Below are 22,034 nucleotides of genomic sequence, written 5' to 3'. Positions count from 1 at the left end.
GATTTGTAATGGCGTCAGCGGATCGTTAGTGTTTATTCTCAGGTAATTCTGTATGGCAGAACCGATTACAGCATGCTGACCCATTTTATTTTCCAGCACAAACTGACCGTTAATGGTAATGGTATCCAGATTAGGGTTTTTTAAATAATCGGCACTCACTCCTTTTATTAACCCAACAGATTGCCTGTCGCGGTACTTTAACAAAGCATTTTCGGCAAGCACCTCGGTGTATGAAAATATCCGGGGATCTTTTTTCAGCTGCAGCAAGGCCGAAATATTCGGGTCAAAGGTTTTCCCTTTTGCAGGTGCTATAACCAGGTGAGGCGTAAAGGTATTGTACATTTTGAGTACAACTTCTTCAAAGCCATTAAAGACGGAAAGGATGATGAATAATGCTGCACTGCCAACAAATACGCCCAATACAGAAATTGTAGAGATGATATTAATCGCGTTTGTGGACTTTTTAGCAAAAAGATACCTGCGAGCAATATAAAAAGGCGTATTCACGATACAGTAGCGCTTTAGGATAAGTTAGAAAAACGGATTATGTGCCTTTTCGTTACCGATGAGGGTAAATTGGCCATGACCGGGATATACTTTACAATCTGCTGGTAAGATAAATAATTTTTCCCTGATACTGTGTAGTAATTGTTCATGATTTCCACCGGGCAAATCTGTTCTGCCGATGCTGCCATAAAAGAGCACGTCACCACCAATAAGGATATTTTCTGATTTTGCGTAAAAGCACAAATGTGCTGGCGAATGCCCTGGTGCTAAAATAGTTTCCAGTTCACTGCTGCCAAATTTAATCACGTCACCTTCTTCAATAAAAACTTCAGGCTCTGGCGATACATCATACCTGAAACCCATGGCAGGCGCATAACCCGGTATAGCATGAAGAACTGGTAATTCACCACGATGACACTGAGGCTTTAAGCCCCATTGCTCAAACACAAATTTATTGCCAAAAACATGATCAATATGACAATGTGTATTTAACAACAGAACGGGCTTTAACTGCTTTTCTTTGATGAAGGCCACCAGCTCATTCTGTTCATAAGACTCATACATTCCAGGATCGATGATTACACATTCACCTGTCTCATCGTACAGCAAATAGGTATTCTCCTGGTAAGCATTAAAAGTAAATTGTTGAAGATTGATCATAAACTCTTATTTTATGGATTCCAAATTTGCCATGAACGTTCTGCCTGTAAGACAAGCATCTCCAGTCCGTTTTTAATGACCGCCCCTTTTGCTTTGGCCAACTGCAAGAACTTTGTTTCTGCAGGGTTATAAACAAGGTCGTAACACAAGTGTTGTTCCGACAAGTATTCGTAGGGTATCGCGGGGAAGGTGTCAACATTTGGCGACATGCCCAGCGGACTGGTATTTACCAACACGGTGTATTCTTTTAAAAGGGCTTCGTTAACTTCTTCATAAAGAATGGCATCTGCTGCCGCTGTTCTCACAACTGAAAGGAAAGAAATGCCCAGCTTTTGCAATACATATTTAACAGCTTTTGCTGCACCACCGTTACCGAGGATCAAAGCTTTCTGATGCCCGGCAGTTAACAAGGGTTTTAAAGATTCTTCAAAACCATAAGCATCGGTATTAGAACCTGTTAAATAACGCTCGCCGTTGCGCTGCCCTATGGAGATACAGTTAACCGCACCAATATAGGCTGCCGCTTCGTCAAGCTCGTTTATATAGGGCAATACAGCAACTTTATAAGGTATAGTTACATTCAGACCTTGCAACTGAGGATGTTCCTGCAGCAAAACAGGCAGCTGTGTTATGGCTTCCAGTGGAAACAAGTCATATTCACAACCGGCTATACCTTGCTCTACAAACTTTTCGCTGAAATACTTCTTTGAAAAAGAATGCGAGAGCGGGTAACCGATAAGTCCAAATGTTCTTAAAACCATTTGATGGTTTATTTAATTGAATTAAGGAAGTAATCAAAAGTATCACCTCTTAAACCTAAGCGAATGGTTTCCAATGGAATAACTTCTGCTGGTGCAATGTTTCCTAAGTTTACATTTGTACCAATCAATTTGATAAACCAAACCTGTTGTTCCTTTTGAGGAGCTTCCCAGATAATGGTTTCTTCAGGAATTTGTGTTAGAATTTCGTCAACAAGACCCTCTCTTACTTCTCCTGAATCTCTGTAGATTCCTACATTTCCACCTTCACGTGCTTCAGCAATCACTTTCCATGAGCCCGCCTGAATCTCTGCACTCATCAGTTTGATCCATTTATAAGGTGCGAAAACTTTTTTGGCATCTTTAGAGCCTACTTCAGAAATAACGGTTACCTGTTTGGCAAGTTTAGCAATAAACTCCAGTTTCTCATCATGCTCAATGGTGATCGAGCCGTCAGAAACTTCGGCATATTCCATTCCAAACTGGTCAAGAACCCTGCAGTAGTCATCAAATTGATTCCTGATGACGAAGGCTTCAAACAAAGTACCACCGAAATAAGTGGGGATACCGGCACTTTTATAAATCGCTAATTTCTCTTTCAAGTTGGGCGTCACAAAAGACGTAGCCCAGCCTAGCTTTACTATATCGGTATGAATACCGGCAACATCAATAAAATCTTCTGTTTGTCGTAGGCTTAAACCTTTGTCCATTACCATCGTTATGCCTTTTTGACGAGGCTTCACTGGACGTTCTGGTATATTATTTAAAGGATAGTTCATATATGCTGCAAAGGTGAAAAAAAATAGACTGTTTTTTACAAGTTGATTTGATAAAAGAGGATATTTATTTTATATATCTATTAATAACCTCTAAAATCATCCCATTATCTTGTAGTTGTGGCAAGTATTCAAACAGGATATAATGCTTCTCTGGTTCAATACTTAAGGCAGTCTCAAGGTATATAAAACCTTCATCACCTTTCTTTAAAGCGAATAAATAGGCAACCATGCGGTAATAAAGCTCTGCCGCATCGGGATTATTTTTAATGCCATCGGCAATAATTTCCGAGGCTTCTAAAAGTTTTCCTTGTTCATAAAGTACAGTAGAGAAATCCAGCCAGGCTTCAACATCCAGGGGATTATACTCCAAAACCTTGTCATAAGCTTCAATAGATTTCTCTATCTGGCCCAATTTATAGTAGGCATCTGCCATGGCAAACCAGAAATCGGGATTCTCCCCATCCAGGTCAAGGGCTTTTTTATAAAAATGAAGCGACTCAAAAAAACGCTCCTCAAAGTTGAGCGTTACACCGATCCCAAACCAGGCATCCGCCATCTTAGGGTCCATTTTAACGGACTTTTTATAATAAGCACGCGCTTCATCCATCTGCTCCAGCTTCTCGTAGCACTCCCCTATGGCACAATAAGTATCTGCATTGGGCTTTTCGTACTCAAAAGTTTGCTTGTACACCTCTATGGCTTCGGCAAAACGGTCAAGTTGCACCAGTGCATTACCCTTGTTGTAATAGGCAGAAGCAAAGTTATCTTTGATCAGGATGGCATAATCATAAGCATCAATTGCTTTTTCAAACAAATCCAGCTTATGGTAAGAGTTGGCTAAGTTATACCATGCCGCATAAGAATAAGGGTCGTTGTCGATATATTCTTTATAAAACTGGATGCTCTCTTCCTGCTTGTCCAAAATATCATAACAAAAAGCCAGCTCGTATAAGCCGTCTTTATTTTCCATATTTTGCTCCAGGCTGCGTTTGATGTAGACAATGGCATTCTCATAGTCCAGCATATTCTGATACACATAAGCAATTTGCAAATAAATATCATCAGTGCTCTCGGCAAATTCAATAGCTTTTTGAAAATTATCCAGCGCCAAGGCATGTTGGTCAAGGCTGCTGTAGATATTTCCTCTTAAAATATAAATTTCTGCTTCTGAAGCTTCAAGCATTTCTGCTTTTTCCAATGCCGCAAAAGCACTGTCGAGCTGATCAGTAATGAAATAAAGTTGTGCTTGTTTAACAAGAAAAACCGCAGCATAAGGATGCTGGTTAAGGGCATATTCAATTACCTGTAGGGCTTTAACAGGATCACTTTTATCAATGTAGTAATCAATAATATTTTCGAAAGCCTGCGCGTCAAAAAAATACTGATCCTGGTTTCGTATCATCTCCTCATAACGCTCTACTGAACGTTGCGCATCATCACTAAAATCAAAGTAAAATTCCTCTTCCATGTATAGACTAATTAAAGAACAGATCCTCTTAATACAAAAACACAATATAAGTTTACGTTTTTTATAATTAAAACAGCGAAATTATTTTCAACATTTACCTGTTTAAATTTTTATTTTCAGCTAATATTATAGCTGACAGCATGTTAATGGTATGCCAAAAATCACAATGCGCATTTAGGTTGCTCTGAATTAAATACAAAATAACGAAACAAAAAGCCAAATCAGGTAATATAGAGGTCAAGAAAACAGCCTTTCTATTTTTTTATAGGGTACAAAAGAGCATCTTTGTTTAGTAAAAATTGTTTGTAAAAATCATTTATCACATGCAAAAAGAGATCAGTACAGTATTAGAAAATTTAGGTATTTTAGCACAAAACCCTGCTTACAGCATCGGTAGTGAATCTGTTGTGGCTGTAAATGAGCAGGCAACAATAGACAGCTTCTCTCCAGTTGACGGCAAAAAGATTGCCACAATTAGTGTAGCGAGTAAAGAAAATTACGAAAGTGTAATCAAAACGGCAGAGCAAGCCTTTTTATTCTGGCGCCATGTGCCAGCACCAAAAAGAGGCGATATTGTACGCCAGTGGAGCGATGCCCTTCGACAAAATAAAGAAGACCTTGGCACCCTGGTTTCTTATGAAATGGGGAAAAGTTTACAGGAAGGCCTGGGCGAAGTGCAGGAGATGATTGACATCTGTGACTTTGCCGTAGGCTTATCAAGACAGCTGTATGGCTTAACGATGCATTCTGAACGCCCTAACCACAGGATGTATGAGCAATGGCACCCACTGGGTATTGTGGGCATCATCTCGGCCTTTAACTTTCCGGTAGCGGTATGGAGTTGGAATACAGCCCTTGCCATGGTTTGTGGTAATGTTTGCGTGTGGAAACCGAGTTCAAAAACACCACTATGTGCTGTTGCCTGTCAGAAAATATTAGCCGATGTACTCCTGGCCAATGAAATGCCTGAAGGGATCAGCAGCCTGCTGATCGGTAACGCTGTTGGCGACCAGATTAACAATGACCCAAGAATTTCCCTGGTGAGCTTTACAGGTTCTACCCGTATTGGCCGCCTGGTGGCTGCTGCTGTAGCCGGTCGCTTTGGCCGCACCATCCTGGAGCTTGGTGGTAACAATGCCATCATCATCTCTAAAGATGCCGACCTTGACATGTCCTTAATTGGGGCCGTTTTTGGTGCTGTAGGTACCGCCGGACAAAGGTGTACTTCTACCAGGCGCTTAATTATACATGAAGACATTTACGAGCAGTTTAAAGAGAAGTTGGTGAAAGCCTACGGACAGCTGAAAATAGGTGATCCTTTAGATCAGAATAACCATGTAGGTCCACTGATTGACCAGGCTGCTGTAGAACAATATGTAAAAGCGATTGAAAGAGGTAAGGCTGAAGGTGCAAACTATGTTGTAGAAGGCGGTGTGCTGGAAGGTGAGCAATATGCATCGGGCTGTTATGTAAAACCATGTGTAGCTGAAGTAGAAAACCACTACCAGATTGTGCAGGAAGAAACTTTTGCCCCTATTTTATACCTCATTAAATATAAAACCATGGAAGAAGCCATTGCTTTGCAAAACGGAGTGCCTCAAGGTTTATCTTCTGCCATCATGACCTTAAACTTAAGAGAGGCAGAACAGTTCTTGTCTGTTGCAGGTTCTGACTGTGGCATTGCCAACGTAAATATTGGCACTTCAGGTGCTGAAATTGGTGGCGCCTTTGGGGGTGAGAAAGAAACTGGCGGCGGCAGAGAAAGTGGCTCTGATGCCTGGAAAGGTTATATGCGCCGACAAACCAATACCATTAATTATTCTAATACCCTGCCACTGGCGCAAGGTATCAAATTCCATATTTAAACCTTAACACCATAAGGTGTAGAAAAGCCGTATTGTTAAAAAATAATACGGCTCTTTTCGTTTATTGCTAAATTGCCTATAAATGGGTGAACGTAAAGCCTGAATCAGAGCGCAATTTTAAGCTCTTTCTTTAGCCCTCTCAAAGACATTTCTATCGTTAATTTCGAGTATCAATCACCTTGTCTACAGCTATTAGTTCAGATAGCCTTCAGAGGGCACTGGTAGGGCCTTCGTAGGGCCTTCCTATATCGAACCGATATACAAATGCCCTGTCATTGCCCTCTGAAGGCTTAGTTACTGATTAGCTATATAATAGCGGAGTTTAACTTGTAGAATAGTGGGATTATGCAACCTCTCTTTTTTTATTGAATTTTAAGCCCTTTAATTTTTGAAAGACTATCATTTTGCCGTATGTTTAAAGTTTTAGTTTGCGCCTGTGCAATTTTATAACTACTCCTTATGCTACGTGTTGATAGTACAAAACCTTGCAAAATTGTTTATTCCTTATGTAAACATGAGTTTTTAGGCTATGTGATTGAACCCCATATGGTTCAGTTAAATCCACACGGTGATTTTTCTTTAACTTACCAAAGGCTGTTTAGTCACACGGCAGAAGAGTTTGCTAAACACCTCAGCAGCAACGACCTGAAGCTCATTAAAATTCTTGATGAGATGGAACAGGATTTCATCATCAAGAAATATTATAAAAAGCCCATCAGGCCCATGGAGTTTTTCAGCAAATATTTCGATGATAAGTTCTATGATAAAGTAAGGCCGAAAATAGAAAAGCGACTGCTGGAGGTGCTTTCCATCTTGCTGGTGACAGATTCTTTGTACCTGATGGGCAAAGATGGATGGCCTGCAGAAAGAAAGATTGAAATTGCCACAGAACCGGCAACGGTGCTTTTTCACTTCCGCAGAAATAACCTGGAGACCCGCTATTTCCCGACCATTAAATACCAGAACCTGCGTATAGACTTTATGTTTAAAGATGCACAGGTGGTGAGCAACCAGCCTGCATGGTTGCTGCTGGATGATATCCTCTACTATTTTGAGCAAGATATTGAAGGCAAAAAACTCCTGCCCTTTTTGAGCAAACGCTATATCACCATCCCTAAATCAACAGAGGAGGCTTACTTTGAAAAGTTTGTGGCCCCCCTGATTGAAAAGTACCATGTTTATGCGGAAGGTTTCGACATTCAAACCGAAAACCATGAGCCCATACCGGTATTAAAGGTCATTTATGTAGAAGGGGGCAGCTCTCAACTGCAGCTGTCTTTTAAATATGGCGACTATACCTTCCCGATGGACGTGGAACGTAAAGTAAGTGTAAGGATAGAAAAGATAGAAGACAATTATATTTTTACACGCGTTAAAAGAAAGGCCGATTGGGAAAAGCATAAATTTAGTGAGCTGTTAAAATCAGGCTTAAAGAAAACAAGCACCCATTTTTATAACCTGGAGCTGCATCATAAAAATGAAGAAGACGACCGTTCTTATGGTGTAATCAACTGGGTAAATGAACACTTAGAAGAGCTGCAACAGAAAGGTTATGAGATACAACAGAGTGCCGGCCATAAAAAGTTTTTATTTGCCACCAACAAGATAGACTTTGAAATCAGTGAAAACAACGATTGGTTTGACATCAATGCCATTGTGTATTTTGGCGCCCACCCTATTCCTTTTTTAGCCTTAAAACAATATATCCTTCATAAAAAAAGAGAGTTCCCTTTGCCAGATGGCTCTATAGCCATCATACCCGAACATTGGTTTACCAAGTACGGCAGTTTGTTTGTGCTTTCTGATGGTTCGAAATCACTGAAATTAAAAAAACACCATATCGGTCTACTGAGCGATTTAGGGGAAGATAGTTTAGCACATGTTACCCTGAACCGTAAACTTGAAAAACTCAATGATTTTGAGAACATCGGTGATGTGAATATGCCTGTGAATTTTAAAGGCGACCTGAGGACCTACCAAAAAGCAGGTTACAACTGGTTTAGCTTTTTAAGGGAATACCATTTCGGTGGCTGTCTTGCTGATGATATGGGTTTAGGAAAAACCATTCAGACGCTGGCCTTGCTGCAAAAGATGAAAGAAGAAAACGAGCAAAATGCCACACCGGGTACTTCCTTAATCATTATGCCTACTTCCCTAATTTATAATTGGTTAAGTGAGGCACAGAAGTTTACACCAGATTTAAAAATTCTTGCCCAAACAGGGACCTCAAGAAATAAGGATGTCAGCAGATTTATAGACTACGATGTAGTTATTACCACCTATGGCATTACCAGGGTAGACTTTAGCGTGCTCAAAGACTTCTATTTTAATTATATCATTCTTGATGAAAGTCAGAATATCAAAAACCCTTCTTCCAAATCCTTCAAATCAGTAAGGGCCCTGAAATCAAAATATAAACTGATTTTGAGCGGTACGCCGGTAGAGAATTCTGTAGGCGATCTATGGACACAGCTTACCTTTTTAAATCCTGGTCTATTGGGCACACAGGCCTATTTTAACGAGGAATATGTGCAGGCTATTGAGAAAAAGAAGGATGAGGAGAAGGCCAGGAAATTACAGGCCATCATTAAACCCTTTGTGTTAAGAAGAACCAAGGAGCAGGTTGCCGCAGAGTTGCCTCCAAAGACGGAGCAGATTATTTACTGCAACATGAGCGAAGACCAGGCTACTTTTTACGAGGAAACAAAATCTGCTTACCGTAACGATTTGCTGAGCAGCATGGACGATGGTTCTATTGCCAAGAAACAGGTACAGCTTTTACAAGGTTTAACGGCATTAAGGCAGCTGGCTAACCATCCGGTGATGATTGATAAAGGTTACACCTCTGACTCCGGGAAATTTGAAAGCATTATCAACACATTAGACAATGTACTTAAAGGGGGGCATAAAGTGTTAATTTTCTCTCAGTTTGTGAAACACCTGAGCATCTTTAAAACATACCTTGAAGAAGAGCAAATTGCGTATGCCTATTTAGATGGTACCACCAAAAACAGAGGTGAAATTGTGGCTGATTTTCAGCAGGATACGACGTTAAAGGTCTTCCTGATCTCCATTAAAGCGGGTGGTGTAGGGTTAAACCTGACTGAAGCCGATTATGTGTTTATTTTAGACCCTTGGTGGAACCCTGCAGTCGAGCAACAAGCCATTGACCGTACCCACCGCATAGGGCAGGATAAAAAGGTTTTCATCTATAAGTTCATCACCAAAGATACGGTGGAAGAGAAAATTCTTTCGCTGCAGAACAGGAAGAAGAAATTAGCCAGCACGCTGATTACCACCGAAGAAAGTTTCTTTAAATCTTTAAGCAAAGAAGATATCCAGGATTTACTCAATTAAAGACCTTGCAATAAACGGAGGTATTGCGTTCGGGAAATCATTTCTGCACCCAGGCTAAATAAGTGCGGGTTAGGCACCTGGCAATCAATAAGCTCATAACCACCATTTTGACATAGCCATACCATGGCTGCTTTAGAGGCATTGCTGACCAGGCTAAACATGCTTTCGCCGCAAAAGACTTTGTTAACGACAATACCATACAAACCACCCACCAATAGGCCATTTTGCCATACCTCAACACTGTGCGCTATACCTGCCTGGTGTAAATTGATGTAGGCTTTTTCCATTTCAGCTGTAATCCAGGTACCATCCTGATCTTTGCGCTCCACTTTTGCGCAATGTTTAATCACTTTAGGAAAAACAGTATCGGTGGTGATGCTAAAAACATGGTCCTTTAATATTTTTTTCATGCTTTTACTCACTTTAAGGTGCTCAGGAAAAATGACACAACGTTCTGGTGGCGCAAACCAACAAATGGGGTCACCCTCACTAAACCAGGGGAAAATACCACTCTGGTAGGCCAAAAGCAGACGTTCCTTGCTTAAATCGCCACCAATAGCTAATAAGCCATCGGGCTCTGCCAGCGCAGTATCGGGAAAGATAATTTCGTTTTCAAGCAACCTAAAAATCATTTACAATATTACACAGTTTAAACTAATTGGTGGTTATATTGTCTTAATAAGTACAATCCCCCCATAGGCATGGATCAGAAAGAAAATTTCCTTAAGGTAAAGCATTTATTTAACCGTGCAGGCTTCGGCAACAGCTATACAGATTTAATCAAAGCAAGCAAGAGAAACCTTAACCAGGTGGTAAATGATTTGCTAAAACAGGCTGATGCTGCCGAAGGCTTAAAGACCGTTGATGGCTTTGAAACCAGGCAGCAATTGCTGAAACAAGCAGGTTTGGGGGCAAAAAAAGAGCTCACGCCAGCAGAAAGCGAAGAAAGGAAAATGATCATCAGGCAGCAAAATGAAAAAGGCAGAGACCTGAATGTGGAGTGGATGGAAAAGATGATGAGTAGCAGCAGCCCTTTTCTGGAGAAGATGACCTTATTTTGGCATGGTCATTTCGCTTGCCGCTCTAACAACCCCTATTATGCACAGCAGCTGAACAATATTCAACGCACACATGCACTGGGGAACTTTAAAACCTTGCTTATGGAGGTTTCTCAGTCGCCCGCCATGTTGCAATACCTCAACAACCAGCAGAACAAAAAAAACAGCCCTAATGAGAATTTCGCTAGAGAGCTAATGGAGTTGTTTACTTTGGGCAGGGGAAATTATACCGAACAGGATATCAAGGCCGCGGCAAGGGCATTTACGGGCTGGAGTTACAACAAAGAAGGTGAGTTTGAATTTAGAACCCAGGTTCATGATGCGGAGAGCAAAACCTTTTTCGGCAAAACAGGGAATTTTGATGGCGAGGCCATTATCGATATTCTTTTAGAACAACCTGCCACAGCACATTTTATTTGTGCGAAGCTCTATGCTTTTTTTGTGAATGAAAAGCCCAATGAGGTACATATTAAAGAACTAGCGGAACACTTTTATAAAGAAAAGTACAGCATTGCCGCAGGGATGGAAAAGCTGCTTAAAGCACGCTGGTTTTACGAGACGGCGCAGGTGGGCAACAAAATAAAATCTCCGGTAGAATTTCTGGTCACCCTCAGCAAAACTTTTTATGTAAATTACCATAAACCACAAGTGTTGATACAGTTGCAAAGCAGCTTAGGGCAGTATTTATTTAACCCACCAAATGTGGCGGGATGGCCCGGTGGCAAAAGCTGGATCGACAGCTCTTCGTTAATGTTAAGGATGCGCATTCCTTCGTTGGTGCTTAACGATGGACAGATAGACTTTACGGCCAAAGGCGATATAGAAGATGAGGCCTTAATTGCCATCAACAGAAAAGGGAAAGCGAAGGTTGCAAAGTCTTATATCAATGCAGAGGCCGATTGGAATCGGTTTTTAGGTGCTTTACCTAAAGATTGCAGTGCTATAGACCTGGCCACTTATTTATTACAACCTGCTTTAAACGAGAAGAATAAAGCCATGGTCAATAAAGCTGCAAGTCTTAAAAACGTGGCCATAGAAATAACCAGCACCCCAGAATACCAGCTGTGCTAAGCTAAAGGAGGAAAACAGTTATGAAAAGAAGAGATTTTTTACGAAATACCATTTTTACCTCCGCAGGCGCGCTGATGGTTCCCGCTTTTATAAAGCCCTTCGAGGCATTGGCCCTGGATGAACTGAGCCTTTATAAAAACCTGGTGGTGGTGCAATTGTCGGGCGGTAATGATGGCCTCAATACCGTCATCCCCTATGGTAATGACATTTACTACCAGAAAAGAAAAAACATAGCCATACCGGCACAGGAAATCCTGAAGCTCAATGACATGCAGGGCCTCAACCCTAATTTGGCAGCGCTGCAAGAAATATACGACCAGGGTTGGATGAGCATCATTAACGATGTTGGTTATCCTAATCCCGACCGATCGCATTTCAGGTCTATGGATATCTGGCAATCGGCCAGTGATGCCAATCAGTTTTTATCTACCGGTTGGATTGGCCGTTACCTTGATTCGAGTTGCGACACCTGTAAATATCCTTATACGGCAATTGAGGTTGACGATAGCCTGTCTCTGGCACTTAAAGGTAACTCTAAAAAAGGAATTGCACTTAAAGATCCGGCAGCCTTGTATAGAAATACCAATGAGCCTTTTTTTAAGGAGATGATCCGTAGCCAGAAGGAGCATTTGGATGAGGACAACCTTGGTTATTTATACAAAACCATGATTGAAACTTCTTCTTCTGCAGACTATATTCAAAATACCTCTAAACTATACCAGAACAAAGCCGTTTACCCAGGTACCGGTTTTTCTAACCAGCTGAAAACCGTCTCTAAGTTTATTTCCTCGGGATTAAAAACAAGGGTTTATTATGTGTCTTTGAGTGGCTTTGACACCCATGTAAACCAGAAACAGCAACAAGGCAACCTGCTTAAACAATATGCGGAGGGCATTAGTGCTTTTTTGAAAGACCTGAAGCAAAACAATAAACTGGAGGATACGCTAGTGATGACTTTCTCTGAATTTGGAAGGAGAGTAGAACAGAATGGCAGTAATGGTACTGACCATGGCACCGCCAATAACATGATGCTCTTTGGCGGTAAGTTAAAAAAACAGGGTATTTTTAATGGCGCCCCTAACCTGAGTGACTTAGATAATGGCGATTTAAAATACCAGGTAGATTTTAGACAGGTGTATGGTACCGTGCTGGACAAATGGCTAAACGTAGCTAACCAGGGCATCTTGAACAAGAAATACAATACGCTTGATTTTATTTAATTAACCCAATGCTTTTGGAGTGGTCTATAGCCTCTTCGCTGGTTTTAAAAAGGCAGGTTTTAACACCTTTTTCTTCTATCGCGGCTAGCAAAGCTTTAGTGGCCTCTGCATTTTTATCAACGACCTGGCGAATGTAAATGGCCTCAATATTCTGCGGGTATTTATGGGCTATGGTGGTATAGATCATTGGATCTTGCTGCGAGTTGTCGCCAAAAAACACAAACTTCTGGTTAGGAAAAGCGGCCAGAATTCTTCTTACCCTCAACAGCTTGCCCTCATGGCCAGTTTTTCCTGTTTTAAACAGTCCCTTCCATTGTTTGATCTGGTTGAGTAAAAAGGCTCCCTCTGGCATTTCATTAAACCTGAACATTTCTACCAGGTAGTCATAAAGATTCCATTCACTACTTGATACATAAAAGAAAGGATTGGGCTGATCTGCCTCCGTATGGGCGTGGGCCAGCAAATCGTAATGCTTTTGGGCATGTGCAAAGGTTTTCCTTGTGCGGGGGTTTTTAATGAATAACTCTCTTAACCTTCTGAATACCGTTGCGGAATGAGAAACCATTACCGTGTCGTCTATATCAGATACAAATGCATACTGGGTAATGTGGGGCACATATATCTTGCCTGCACTTTCTGCAATAACATTATCCTCTTCATCTAAAGTTTCTACCTTTACCACATGCCAGCCTGCATTGACATTTTTGCTAGCTTCCCATTCAAACCTAAAAAAACCGTCATATTCTGTCTTTTGATCGACTACATCGTCAAGAAACCTAAGCCTCACCTTTGTAAAAGGCATAGGCTTTAGCACAAAGAGCTTTAAAAGATGTAGAATATTGACAAATAAATTGTCACTGAAAACCTGATGCGTTAATGCCCTGTATTTAAATACATGACCGTAAACAACAAGATTGTGGGTATGACCGTAACCATGGTATATTTTTACGCTAGCAGATTTATTCATTAAAAATAAAACAGATAGAGGCTACTGTTGTTTGTAATAATACATATTAAAGCTAATCATTGGAACAAAAATTATTATTCATCGTGAATCCCAGATCTGGGAGGCACGGTACTGACTTTGGTGAGCTCATTACGGATTTCTTCTCTACCAGAGATTACTTTTATGAGATTTTTCCACTTCCAAAAGATTGTTCTATATCGAAAATTAAAAGAGCCATTCAGGATTCCAATGCTACCAAAGTAATTGCTGTGGGTGGCGATGGTACACTAAAGCTGGTAGCAGAAAGTTTATTAAGGTCAAACATCCCTATTGGAATTTTACCAGCAGGTTCAGCCAACGGCATGGCTAAAGAATTAGGTATCCCTATGGATCACAATGAGGCCTTAGAGCTAACATTGAGTGGTACACCCAGGAACATCCATGGGGTGATTGTAAATGGAGAGCTGTGCATCCATCTGGCTGATATAGGTTACAATGCTTACGTTGTAAAAAAGTTTGATGATTTACCCCAAAGAGGTATGTGGGGTTATGCTAAAGCAGCCTGGCAGGCATTCTGGAGCAGGAATAAAATGGAAGTGGTTTTCAGAACGGATGAAGAAGAGATTACATCTACAGCGGCTATGGTTGTCATTGCCAATGCCACCATGTATGGTACGGGGGTAAAAATTAACCCTGAAGGCAAGCTTGATGATGATTTCTTTGAGGTGATTCTGGTAAAGAATTACTCGGTAATGGAGATTTTAAAGGTGAAATTTACCTCCCTGCCCTTTAACCCAGATAAAATAGAAACCTTTAAGACCAGAGAATTAAATATCAAGACCAAAGGCCGAGTTCATTTCCAGGTCGACGGTGAATATATGGGAAAGGTGAACCGCATTGTTGCTGAAATTATTCCGGCAGCCATTAAGATCATCGTTAAGCCTTAATTTCAAGGGCAATACTTTTTCAACAGCTCATCTGCAAGGTCAAAACCCATGTGTTTAACAAATAACAAATCTTCGCAAGCACCTTCCTGGTCTTTTTGCTTGATCTTTCTAAGGGCATCCTCTATTTTACCCTCCATATAAGCTTTGTTATAGCCCAGTTCTTCTTTGAGTTTGAGAAAGCGGGATTCATCTTCTTTTTTATAAGTACCGGCTTCTTTATTTCTATAAAAATTAAGGATGGCATCGGTGAGTCCTTCGCCCGCCTGGTAAGCCGCAACAGCTTGTTGCTTTTCCACCTTGCTTTTTTGGTTGCAGTCGTAGCCCTGGAGCTTGAAATTAACAGGCACTACCAATACCGTAGTTGTATCATAACCTGCTGGCATCATCCATTGACCGGAACTTTTTCGAATCAGCCTTAAAGCCTCTTCATCTAAATCGGTACCTATTCCCGACTGCACCCGGGATTGGTATACCCTGCCCTGTTTGCTGAGTTTAAAAGCAATGGTGATGCTGCCCTCAAGGCAGTTGCGCATGGAATAGGAAGGATAATGTAAATTGGTTTTTATGAAGTTATCAAGCCCTCCCTTTATTTTAGGCTGTGCCACAACTAACGTAGTGGATAGAAGGAACAATAGGGTTAAGAATTGTCTCATTCCCTAATTTACATAAAATTTAATTGTTTTGGAGAAAAGTATAATTCAGAATCACTGAAGGATCAGGACTATTGGCGAGGAATGTTTCTTTCTGTGAATATTGGCATACCCCGGGGAAGTCACCTTTTTGTCCGTGGATATCAAATATCAATTGAAAATGCAGGTGTGGTGGCCAATGACCATTTTCTGCAGGAATGCCAAAGGTGGCAAATGCTGCGCCGGCAGCCAGGGGCTGTCCTTCTTGTAAGCCTTCTAAAGAGGCTACACTTAAATGGCCGTAAAGTCCATAGACCACCAGGTCGTTAAGCTGGTATTTTAGAATAATGGTTGCTCCATAATCACCATATTGATCATTGAACTTGAAGCTGTGTACCGTTGCAGGGAGAAAATTGTATACTGGAGTGCCTGCAGGGCCCCAGATATCCACCCCTAAATGCAACCGGCGGGGTTCTTCGCGGGTATCAAAATGTGCACTTCGGGCATAGATGGTGCGATGCTCATTGTAACCACCAATGCCGTAGCGGCACTGGTGATCTTCAAGCTGCTGGGTTACCCAATCAGAAAAGCGGCTTGTATCGGCCAGGATAGGTTCATTGAGGTCCTTATTGTTGCTTGTAAAATCAAAAGGATAAAGAAGGTCTTTACCCTTTTGAAAATCTACAACAGGAGTAACATCAATGTCTTTACGTTGGACATACTGTGCTAATTTTTCTGTTGGCGACATGCTAATCTTGTTCTTCTTCCGGCTCTGGATCTTTTCTTTCTTTGGTGATCTTGTCAAAGATTTTATCCATTTGTTCTACATACATATTGGTATCATCCAGGAAGAAATTTAGGGTTGGAACAATACGTGCCTGGTGTCGAATGCGTGCACCGAGTTTATACCTGATCTCACTGGCATGTGAATTAACTTCAGCAATTGATAAAGCCGTATTGTTGGTGCTTAAAAAGCTTAGATATACTTTAGCTACGCCAAGATCTGATGATACCCTTACCTTTGTTATGGTAACCAGTGTATTTGGTAAATAGGCTGCTCCCTCACGTTGAAATATTGCTGCCAGCTCTTCTTGCAGCACGCCCGCAAATTTCCTTTGTCTTTTACTTTCCATAATAATACTGATCTTATATTAATATAACAATTTATCGTAAGGGTAGCGCTGCGTGTGCATCACCACGATCTTATCGTATAATAATTGTTTAAATTCTTCTAAATTTTCTTTGTTCAGGGCCGAGATAAATAAGGCCGGTGCATTGTGTTGCGCCATCCAGCTTTTCTTAAACTCTGCCAGGGTGAAAACGGGTTTTTCTTCTCCTTCTTCTTGTGTTTCCGGACTCACATAGGCATCAATTTTATTGAACACCATAATGGTTTCTTTTTCTCTTGCCCCAAGGTCTTTTAAAGTCTCGTTAACAACGTTAATCTGGTCTTCAAAGTTAGGGTGAGAAACATCAACCACATGGATTAAAATATCTGCTTCGCGGACTTCATCTAGCGTAGATTTGAAACATTCTACCAAATGGTGAGGTAGCTTGCGGATGAAACCAACGGTATCTGACAACAGAAATGGCAGGTTTTCGATCACTACTTTTCTAACAGTAGTGTCTAGTGTAGCAAACAGCTTGTTCTCGGCAAATACTTCCGATTTAGAAAGCATGTTCATGATGGTAGACTTGCCCACATTGGTATAACCTACCAAGGCTACCCTGATCAGTTGTGTACGGTTTTTTCTTTGCGTTTCGTTTTGCTTGTCGATGAGCTTTAAGCGGCTTTTTAAAAGCGCTATTTTCTCAAGGATCATCCTTCTGTCACTCTCAATTTGAGTTTCACCCGGACCACGCATCCCGATACCACCTTTCTGGCGCTCTAAGTGAGTCCATAGTCGGGTTAACCGGGGTAATAAATATTGTAGTTGCGCAAGTTCAACCTGGGTTTTTGCCTGCGCCGTTTGTGCACGTCCGGCAAAGATATCCAGGATTAAATTACTCCTGTCCAACACTTTTACCTGCAATTCTCTTTCTATATTTCTTAGTTGTGAAGGCGATAATTCATCATCAAAAACAACCAGATCGATCTCCTCAGACTTTACATAAGCCTGAATCTCTATCAGTTTACCGGTGCCCACAAAAGTAGCCCGTTCTGGACGTGTCATCTTTTGTGTAAAAACCTGTTCTACTTTACCTCCGGCAGTGTCTACCAGAAAGGCTAGTTCATCAAGGTATTCCTTGGTCTCCTCCTGGGTTTCACCTGGTCTAATTACACCTACAAGTACTGCCCGCTCTTGCTTAATAGCGGTATCATATGATTTCTCTTTTCCCATCGTATTTTACAAAGATACAAAAGTTATACCGAGATTAATTCACTGACAAAACGATCCATAGCCGCACCGGGGTCTGGCGTTTTCATGAATACCTCGCCCAGTAAAAAGCCGTTAAAACCAGCAGCTTTCAGTTGTCTGATGGTTTGCGTATCGCTGATGGCACTTTCTGAGATTTTCATGAAATCGTTAGGAATTTGATCTACCAGGTCAAAAGAGGTTTGAATGTTTACGGTAAAGTCTTCCAGGTTTCTGTTATTGACACCTATGGCATCCAGACCGGGGCATACACTGCGCTGGAGTTCTGCAAGGTTATGTACTTCAAGCAACACATTTAACCCAAGGCTTTTTGCCGTAGCTGTTAGGCTAACGATCTGTTGAGGGGAAAGCACGGCCGCTATAAGCAATATGATATCGGCACCCATGGCCTTTGCTTCATAAAGCTGGTATACGTCAATGATGAACTCTTTTCTTAAAATCGGGATGTGGTTAACGGCTCTTGCCTTGATGACATCCTGTGCATTTCCACCAAAGAATTCAGCATCGGTAAGCACCGACAAGGCCGAAGCACCTGCAGCAGCATAAGCGCTGGTTACCTCCTCTACGGTAGAATGATCATTGATCAATCCCTTTGAAGGGGATCTTCTTTTAAACTCTGCAATAATGCCTGTTCTATTTTCATCCAACAGGAATTCTTTAAATGAATAAGGGTTGCGGTCAAAGTTGACGGCCGAAGTTAATTCTTTTACAGAGACCTGCGTTTTGGCAAGTGCTACTTCTTCCCTTTTGCGATGTATTATTTTATCTAGAATATTCATTTTCCAACCAGTTTTTCATCATTTGTTTACCATACGCCGTTAATACACTTTCAGGGTGAAACTGCACCCCACGAACATCATAGTCATTGTGTCTTAAAGCCATCACCTGTCCGTCCACATCTTTAGCCGTTATGGTTAGACAATCAGGCATGCCTTCATTATCTACTACCCAGGAGTGATAACGACCTACGTTAATAGTTTCAGGGCAGTCGGTAAAGGTTATTTCTGCATCATCCAATACGGTTATGGGGGTGGCTACACCATGCATAGGTCTGCCAAGGTTTAAAAGTTTAGCACCAAACACCTCTGCAATGGCCTGCTGGCCCAGGCATACACCAAAAATACTTTTCGTAGGCGCATACTTTTCAATTACTTTTAAAAGTAATCCCGCCTCTTCTGGAATACCGGGACCTGGCGAAAGCAGGATCTTATCATACTGCTCCACGTCTTCCAGCTTAAATTTATCATTTCTCCACACTTCTACCTCATAACCGATTTCGTTAATCAGGTGAACCAGATTATAGGTAAATGAATCATAATTATCGATTACTAATACTTTCTTTTCCATGGTCATCAGATTATATATGTTCAGCCATTACAACGGCTTTTCTTAAGGCTGCTATTTTATTGTTTACTTCATTGAGCTCGTTGATGGCAATGGAATCTGCTACAATTCCTGCACCAGCGCGGTAATGAAGTTCATTGTTTTTACTCATAAAGGTTCTGATCATGATGGCATGGTTAAACTCTTCTTCAAAACCCATATAGCCGATGGCTCCGCCATAAAAGTTTCTCCCCAGCCCTTCGTATTGATCAATTAGTTGAAGCGCTTTATATTTGGGCGCTCCACTTAAGGTTCCCGCAGGATAGGTATCTGCAACAACCTTAATTGCCGAAACGTTGTTTTGTAAATTACCACTCACTTTTGATACCAGGTGGATCAGGTGGGAATAATACTGTACTTCTTTAAATGATTTAACTTCTACTTGTTTACAGTGCCTGCTTAAATCATTCCTTGCCAGGTCTACCAGCATCACGTGCTCAGCACTTTCTTTGGGGTCGTTTTCAAGTTGTTTAGCAAGCTCTGCATCTTCTGCATCATTACCGGTCCGCTTAAAGGTACCCGCTATTGGATAGATATTAGCTGTATTGTTCTTAATGGTGATCTGTGCTTCTGGCGAAGAGCCAAAGAGTTTGAAATTGCCATAGTCAAAGTAGAACAGGTATGGTGATGGGTTGATGGAACGCAGACAACGGTATACGTTAAATTCATCACCACTAAAACTTTGCTTGAAGGCGCGTGAGGGAACTATCTGGAAAACGTCACCTCTTAAGATGTGCTTCTTTAGTTTTTCAACAACATTGAGGAAGTCTTCATCAGTTAAGTTGGAACTTTCTTCGCCTACACTTTTGAAACTATACTCCGGAAAGTTTTTATTTTGAATGATGTATTCAATTTTTTCTGTATCGAGATTTGCGCTTTCATTAAAGCTGTTGTTATAAAAGGTAATCTCATTTTTAAAGTGATCTATAGCAATATTGTACCTGTAGATGTGGTACTGCATAGAAGGAATACTGTCTTCTTTGGAAACTTCAGCGGTAAAATTGATATCCTCGAAATATTGAATGGTATCCCAGGTAAAATACCCAAAGAGCCCTGAGGAGATGTAACGCTCTTCTACATTTTTAGTCTTGGAGAACCGTGCCTTAAAAGCATCGATCTCAGCAATTAGATTGAACTCCGTTTTCTCCTCCTTAGTGCCGTCAGGAAAGTAGGATGATAGGACCCCATCCTTCAGGATAATTCCCGCTACAGGATCTGCACAAACGTAACTCACTGAATTTTCCCTGCTGTGGTAATCTGAACTCTCTAATAAAATAGTATTGGGGAATACATCTCGCAGGCGCAGGTAAATGCTCACCGGTGTGGTGGTATCTGCCAGGCTGGTTTTACTGGTAGTATGAATGGTAAATTTAGTATCCATTAGCGTATAATATTTTTTATAGGTGATGAAGGGACCATTGACTTATTACTGGCTTTTAGGAGCACTAGTTGATAATGTTTCATAATAAATAGGTGATGTTAATTGTAGTCAATAACCTTCTCATTTTAATTTTCTTTTAAACAAAAAAACCCAACGTAATACGTCGGGTTAAAGATTGTGGATCGGTTTAGGTTGATAAACTATATGGTACACAAAGCAACGACGTAACTCTTTTTAGAATTAACGCGCCATTGCCAGCTATGTTTATTGTTGATCATGTATTACAAAAATATAAATAAATCTTACAATTTAAAATATATTTTACGATACTCCCCAAAAAGACCTGGAAGGATCGGCGCTTACCATAGCAATAATAGCCCCAATAACAATCACTGCTGCTAAGGTGAAGTAAATAGCAATCGTTTTATGTTTTTGTTGAGCACTATCAAATCTTTTAGAACGGGCATTACCTACGGTAATCAGAATTACGGCGAAGATCATCATACTGATGTGCTCCATTTTCCAGTAACGTCCTAATGCTATGGAACTATCAGCTTTATACCAGCTATTCATGAAATATAAAATCAAGCCCATCAAAAATTGAATGTGTGCACTGATTAAGGTAAATACATTTAATTTTCTATTTCCCTCGGTATATGGCTTTTTACCTAACCAACCTGAAACAGCAGTGACGATGGCTGCCAAAAGAAGTAGCATAACGATATAACGCCAGCCAGAGTGTGCACTTTTTAATATTTCACTTAAACCCATAATATATGTATTAGCAATTGTTTTATATGAACAGCTAAATTAACTATTATTTAGCCATTATAACGTCGAAAATATCAGTAAAATTAAGAAAGGCTCCTATCTGGTGCGGATTGAGATTCTATAACATTGTATTCATATAAATCACATTATAATATTATGCATTTTAGAGCATAGTCTTTTTCCAAAGTCAGCCGGTGAACAAAAGAATAAGCTGAATATAAGCAAATAGTGAATACACAACGTCTGTCAATAAGAGCCAAAACATAAACCACACATATGGGAATGCCCCTAAATAACCTTTTATGCAGGCTCTCTTGGCGTATAAGGATTAAAAAGCTGATCCAGCGTAATTATGATAGGTTAACTTCAGTTTCAGGAAAAGGAAAGACGCGGGAATATCTAACTCTGGAGAAGACAGGAAGGGTTGATAATTAAGACTCAGGACATGAAACAAACAGAACCCTGCACTATTCTAAAACTAAAAAGGTGATTGGATAAAATTACGCAAGAAAAAAAATGATCAGCTCATTTTAGAAAGGAAAAAATTAAGGAGATTAATTAAACATGGTGCCAGATTACTTTTATATATAAAATGTTAAATGAAAGCAAAGCACAATGCTGTTATGGGTTATAAAGCAGATATGGCTATTTGCCCTGCGCTGTGCTAAAAACCCATATAAACTTTACACAGGGCTCAGCTCTGTTCCAAAACCCCATATAAACAAGAAAAGCCTGTAAGTTTACACTTACAGGCTTTCTTTAAGATTTGGCACCGACCTACTCTCCCACGTGTTACCGCAGTACCATCGGCTCTGGTGGGCTTAACTTCTCTGTTCGGAATGGGAAGAGGTGGACA

General features: G+C 40.7%; 20 protein-coding genes and 1 rRNA gene. 5 read left to right on the top strand and 16 right to left on the bottom strand.

Features of this window, described 5'->3' with window-relative positions; all coding sequences use genetic code 11:
• From ACR2F7_RS15845 to ACR2F7_RS15825, 5 genes are all read right to left on the bottom strand, one after another.
• A partial coding sequence (locus ACR2F7_RS15845) for an ABC transporter permease (protein WP_432714516.1) occupies positions 1–507 on the bottom strand: 507 nt, incomplete at its 3' end.
• A 24-nt stretch (positions 508–531) separates the two neighbouring features.
• Complete coding sequence (locus tag ACR2F7_RS15840) at positions 532–1,167, bottom strand: MBL fold metallo-hydrolase (RefSeq protein WP_432714515.1); 636 nt, start codon at positions 1,165–1,167, stop codon at positions 532–534.
• Between the two features lie 11 nt (positions 1,168–1,178).
• The gene (locus tag ACR2F7_RS15835) at positions 1,179–1,928 is read right to left on the bottom strand and encodes a shikimate dehydrogenase family protein (RefSeq protein ID WP_432714514.1); all 750 of its coding nucleotides are present in this window, start codon (positions 1,926–1,928) and stop codon (positions 1,179–1,181) included.
• Positions 1,929–1,936: 8 nt separating this feature from the next.
• Entirely contained in the window at positions 1,937–2,704 is a 768-nt protein-coding gene (locus ACR2F7_RS15830) for a phosphosulfolactate synthase (protein WP_432714513.1), read from the bottom strand.
• A 64-nt stretch (positions 2,705–2,768) separates the two neighbouring features.
• A complete protein-coding gene (locus ACR2F7_RS15825; protein WP_432714512.1) occupies positions 2,769–4,172 on the bottom strand; it encodes a tetratricopeptide repeat protein in 1,404 nt (467 codons plus the stop codon).
• Positions 4,173–4,495: 323 nt separating this feature from the next.
• Between ACR2F7_RS15825 and amaB the strand changes: the two genes are divergently transcribed.
• Complete coding sequence (gene amaB / locus ACR2F7_RS15820; RefSeq protein ID WP_432714511.1) at positions 4,496–6,037, top strand: L-piperidine-6-carboxylate dehydrogenase; 1,542 nt, start codon at positions 4,496–4,498, stop codon at positions 6,035–6,037.
• Positions 6,038–6,496: 459 nt separating this feature from the next.
• Positions 6,497–9,394, top strand: a complete 2,898-nt coding sequence (locus tag ACR2F7_RS15815) for an SNF2-related protein (protein WP_432714510.1) — start codon at positions 6,497–6,499, stop codon at positions 9,392–9,394.
• On the opposite strand, the gene aat is transcribed toward ACR2F7_RS15815, so the two are convergent.
• On the bottom strand, positions 9,391–10,026 hold the full coding sequence (gene aat, locus ACR2F7_RS15810; RefSeq protein ID WP_432714509.1) for a leucyl/phenylalanyl-tRNA--protein transferase: 636 nt from the start codon (positions 10,024–10,026) through the stop codon (positions 9,391–9,393). The two genes, ACR2F7_RS15815 and aat, sit on opposite strands and share 4 nt — an antisense overlap.
• Before the next feature lie 69 nt (positions 10,027–10,095).
• Here aat and ACR2F7_RS15805 point away from each other — a divergent pair, with 69 nt between their 5' ends.
• Together ACR2F7_RS15805 and ACR2F7_RS15800 are read left to right on the top strand one after the other, a co-directional pair.
• The gene (locus tag ACR2F7_RS15805; RefSeq protein WP_432714508.1) at positions 10,096–11,523 is read left to right on the top strand and encodes a DUF1800 domain-containing protein; all 1,428 of its coding nucleotides are present in this window, start codon (positions 10,096–10,098) and stop codon (positions 11,521–11,523) included.
• A gap of 20 nt (positions 11,524–11,543) precedes the next feature.
• Positions 11,544–12,743: a DUF1501 domain-containing protein gene (locus tag ACR2F7_RS15800; protein ID WP_432714507.1), complete on the top strand. Its 1,200-nt coding sequence runs from the start codon at positions 11,544–11,546 to the stop codon at positions 12,741–12,743.
• Here ACR2F7_RS15800 and ACR2F7_RS15795 read toward each other — a convergent pair.
• The gene (locus ACR2F7_RS15795; RefSeq protein WP_432714506.1) at positions 12,736–13,710 is read right to left on the bottom strand and encodes an App1 family protein; all 975 of its coding nucleotides are present in this window, start codon (positions 13,708–13,710) and stop codon (positions 12,736–12,738) included. The two genes, ACR2F7_RS15800 and ACR2F7_RS15795, sit on opposite strands and share 8 nt — an antisense overlap.
• Before the next feature lie 59 nt (positions 13,711–13,769).
• On the opposite strand from ACR2F7_RS15795, the gene ACR2F7_RS15790 reads away from it, so the two are divergent.
• Complete coding sequence (locus ACR2F7_RS15790; RefSeq protein WP_432714505.1) at positions 13,770–14,636, top strand: diacylglycerol/lipid kinase family protein; 867 nt, start codon at positions 13,770–13,772, stop codon at positions 14,634–14,636.
• A gap of 2 nt (positions 14,637–14,638) precedes the next feature.
• On the opposite strand, the gene ACR2F7_RS15785 is transcribed toward ACR2F7_RS15790, so the two are convergent.
• From ACR2F7_RS15785 to rrf, 9 genes are all read right to left on the bottom strand, one after another.
• Positions 14,639–15,289, bottom strand: a complete 651-nt coding sequence (locus ACR2F7_RS15785) for an energy transducer TonB (protein ID WP_432714504.1) — start codon at positions 15,287–15,289, stop codon at positions 14,639–14,641.
• Between the two features lie 19 nt (positions 15,290–15,308).
• Complete coding sequence (locus ACR2F7_RS15780; RefSeq protein ID WP_432714503.1) at positions 15,309–16,013, bottom strand: peptidoglycan DD-metalloendopeptidase family protein; 705 nt, start codon at positions 16,011–16,013, stop codon at positions 15,309–15,311.
• A gap of 1 nt (position 16,014) precedes the next feature.
• Positions 16,015–16,398, bottom strand: coding sequence for a ribosome-binding factor A (locus tag ACR2F7_RS15775; protein WP_432714502.1), 384 nt, complete (start codon positions 16,396–16,398; stop codon positions 16,015–16,017).
• Positions 16,399–16,416: 18 nt separating this feature from the next.
• Positions 16,417–17,607: a GTPase HflX gene (hflX, locus tag ACR2F7_RS15770; protein WP_432714501.1), complete on the bottom strand. Its 1,191-nt coding sequence runs from the start codon at positions 17,605–17,607 to the stop codon at positions 16,417–16,419.
• A gap of 23 nt (positions 17,608–17,630) precedes the next feature.
• Positions 17,631–18,422: an indole-3-glycerol phosphate synthase TrpC gene (gene trpC, locus ACR2F7_RS15765; RefSeq protein WP_432714500.1), complete on the bottom strand. Its 792-nt coding sequence runs from the start codon at positions 18,420–18,422 to the stop codon at positions 17,631–17,633.
• Positions 18,406–18,990 (bottom strand): anthranilate synthase component II, encoded by a 585-nt coding sequence (locus tag ACR2F7_RS15760; RefSeq protein ID WP_432714499.1) that lies wholly within the window; start codon positions 18,988–18,990, stop codon positions 18,406–18,408. The genes trpC and ACR2F7_RS15760 overlap by 17 nt, the downstream gene beginning before the upstream one ends.
• Before the next feature lie 10 nt (positions 18,991–19,000).
• Positions 19,001–20,407, bottom strand: a complete 1,407-nt coding sequence (locus ACR2F7_RS15755) for an anthranilate synthase component I family protein (protein ID WP_432714498.1) — start codon at positions 20,405–20,407, stop codon at positions 19,001–19,003.
• 321 nt (positions 20,408–20,728) lie between these two features.
• Positions 20,729–21,178: a cytochrome B gene (locus ACR2F7_RS15750; RefSeq protein ID WP_432714497.1), complete on the bottom strand. Its 450-nt coding sequence runs from the start codon at positions 21,176–21,178 to the stop codon at positions 20,729–20,731.
• A gap of 764 nt (positions 21,179–21,942) precedes the next feature.
• A 5S ribosomal RNA gene (gene rrf, locus ACR2F7_RS15745) occupies positions 21,943–22,034 on the bottom strand; the annotation flags it as partial.

The organism is Pedobacter sp. (genome assembly GCF_045628745.1).
Taxonomy (GTDB): domain Bacteria; phylum Bacteroidota; class Bacteroidia; order Sphingobacteriales; family Sphingobacteriaceae; genus Pedobacter.
This window is presented reverse-complemented; position numbering and strand designations above follow the sequence as displayed.

Coding starts and splice junctions, on each gene's coding strand:
- ACR2F7_RS15785 (WP_432714504.1), bottom strand. CDS start 15,289: ATGAGACAATTCTTAACCCTATTGTTCCTTCTATCCACTACGTTAGTT.
- ACR2F7_RS15800 (WP_432714507.1), top strand. CDS start 11,544: ATGAAAAGAAGAGATTTTTTACGAAATACCATTTTTACCTCCGCAGGC.
- ACR2F7_RS15835 (WP_432714514.1), bottom strand. CDS start 1,928: ATGGTTTTAAGAACATTTGGACTTATCGGTTACCCGCTCTCGCATTCT.
- ACR2F7_RS15775 (WP_432714502.1), bottom strand. CDS start 16,398: ATGGAAAGTAAAAGACAAAGGAAATTTGCGGGCGTGCTGCAAGAAGAG.
- ACR2F7_RS15830 (WP_432714513.1), bottom strand. CDS start 2,704: ATGAACTATCCTTTAAATAATATACCAGAACGTCCAGTGAAGCCTCGT.
- ACR2F7_RS15760 (WP_432714499.1), bottom strand. CDS start 18,990: ATGGAAAAGAAAGTATTAGTAATCGATAATTATGATTCATTTACCTAT.
- aat (WP_432714509.1), bottom strand. CDS start 10,026: ATGATTTTTAGGTTGCTTGAAAACGAAATTATCTTTCCCGATACTGCG.
- hflX (WP_432714501.1), bottom strand. CDS start 17,607: ATGGGAAAAGAGAAATCATATGATACCGCTATTAAGCAAGAGCGGGCA.
- ACR2F7_RS15840 (WP_432714515.1), bottom strand. CDS start 1,167: ATGATCAATCTTCAACAATTTACTTTTAATGCTTACCAGGAGAATACC.
- ACR2F7_RS15815 (WP_432714510.1), top strand. CDS start 6,497: ATGCTACGTGTTGATAGTACAAAACCTTGCAAAATTGTTTATTCCTTA.
- ACR2F7_RS15750 (WP_432714497.1), bottom strand. CDS start 21,178: ATGGGTTTAAGTGAAATATTAAAAAGTGCACACTCTGGCTGGCGTTAT.
- ACR2F7_RS15755 (WP_432714498.1), bottom strand. CDS start 20,407: ATGGATACTAAATTTACCATTCATACTACCAGTAAAACCAGCCTGGCA.
- trpC (WP_432714500.1), bottom strand. CDS start 18,422: ATGAATATTCTAGATAAAATAATACATCGCAAAAGGGAAGAAGTAGCA.
- ACR2F7_RS15825 (WP_432714512.1), bottom strand. CDS start 4,172: ATGGAAGAGGAATTTTACTTTGATTTTAGTGATGATGCGCAACGTTCA.
- ACR2F7_RS15780 (WP_432714503.1), bottom strand. CDS start 16,013: ATGTCGCCAACAGAAAAATTAGCACAGTATGTCCAACGTAAAGACATT.
- ACR2F7_RS15795 (WP_432714506.1), bottom strand. CDS start 13,710: ATGAATAAATCTGCTAGCGTAAAAATATACCATGGTTACGGTCATACC.
- ACR2F7_RS15805 (WP_432714508.1), top strand. CDS start 10,096: ATGGATCAGAAAGAAAATTTCCTTAAGGTAAAGCATTTATTTAACCGT.
- amaB (WP_432714511.1), top strand. CDS start 4,496: ATGCAAAAAGAGATCAGTACAGTATTAGAAAATTTAGGTATTTTAGCA.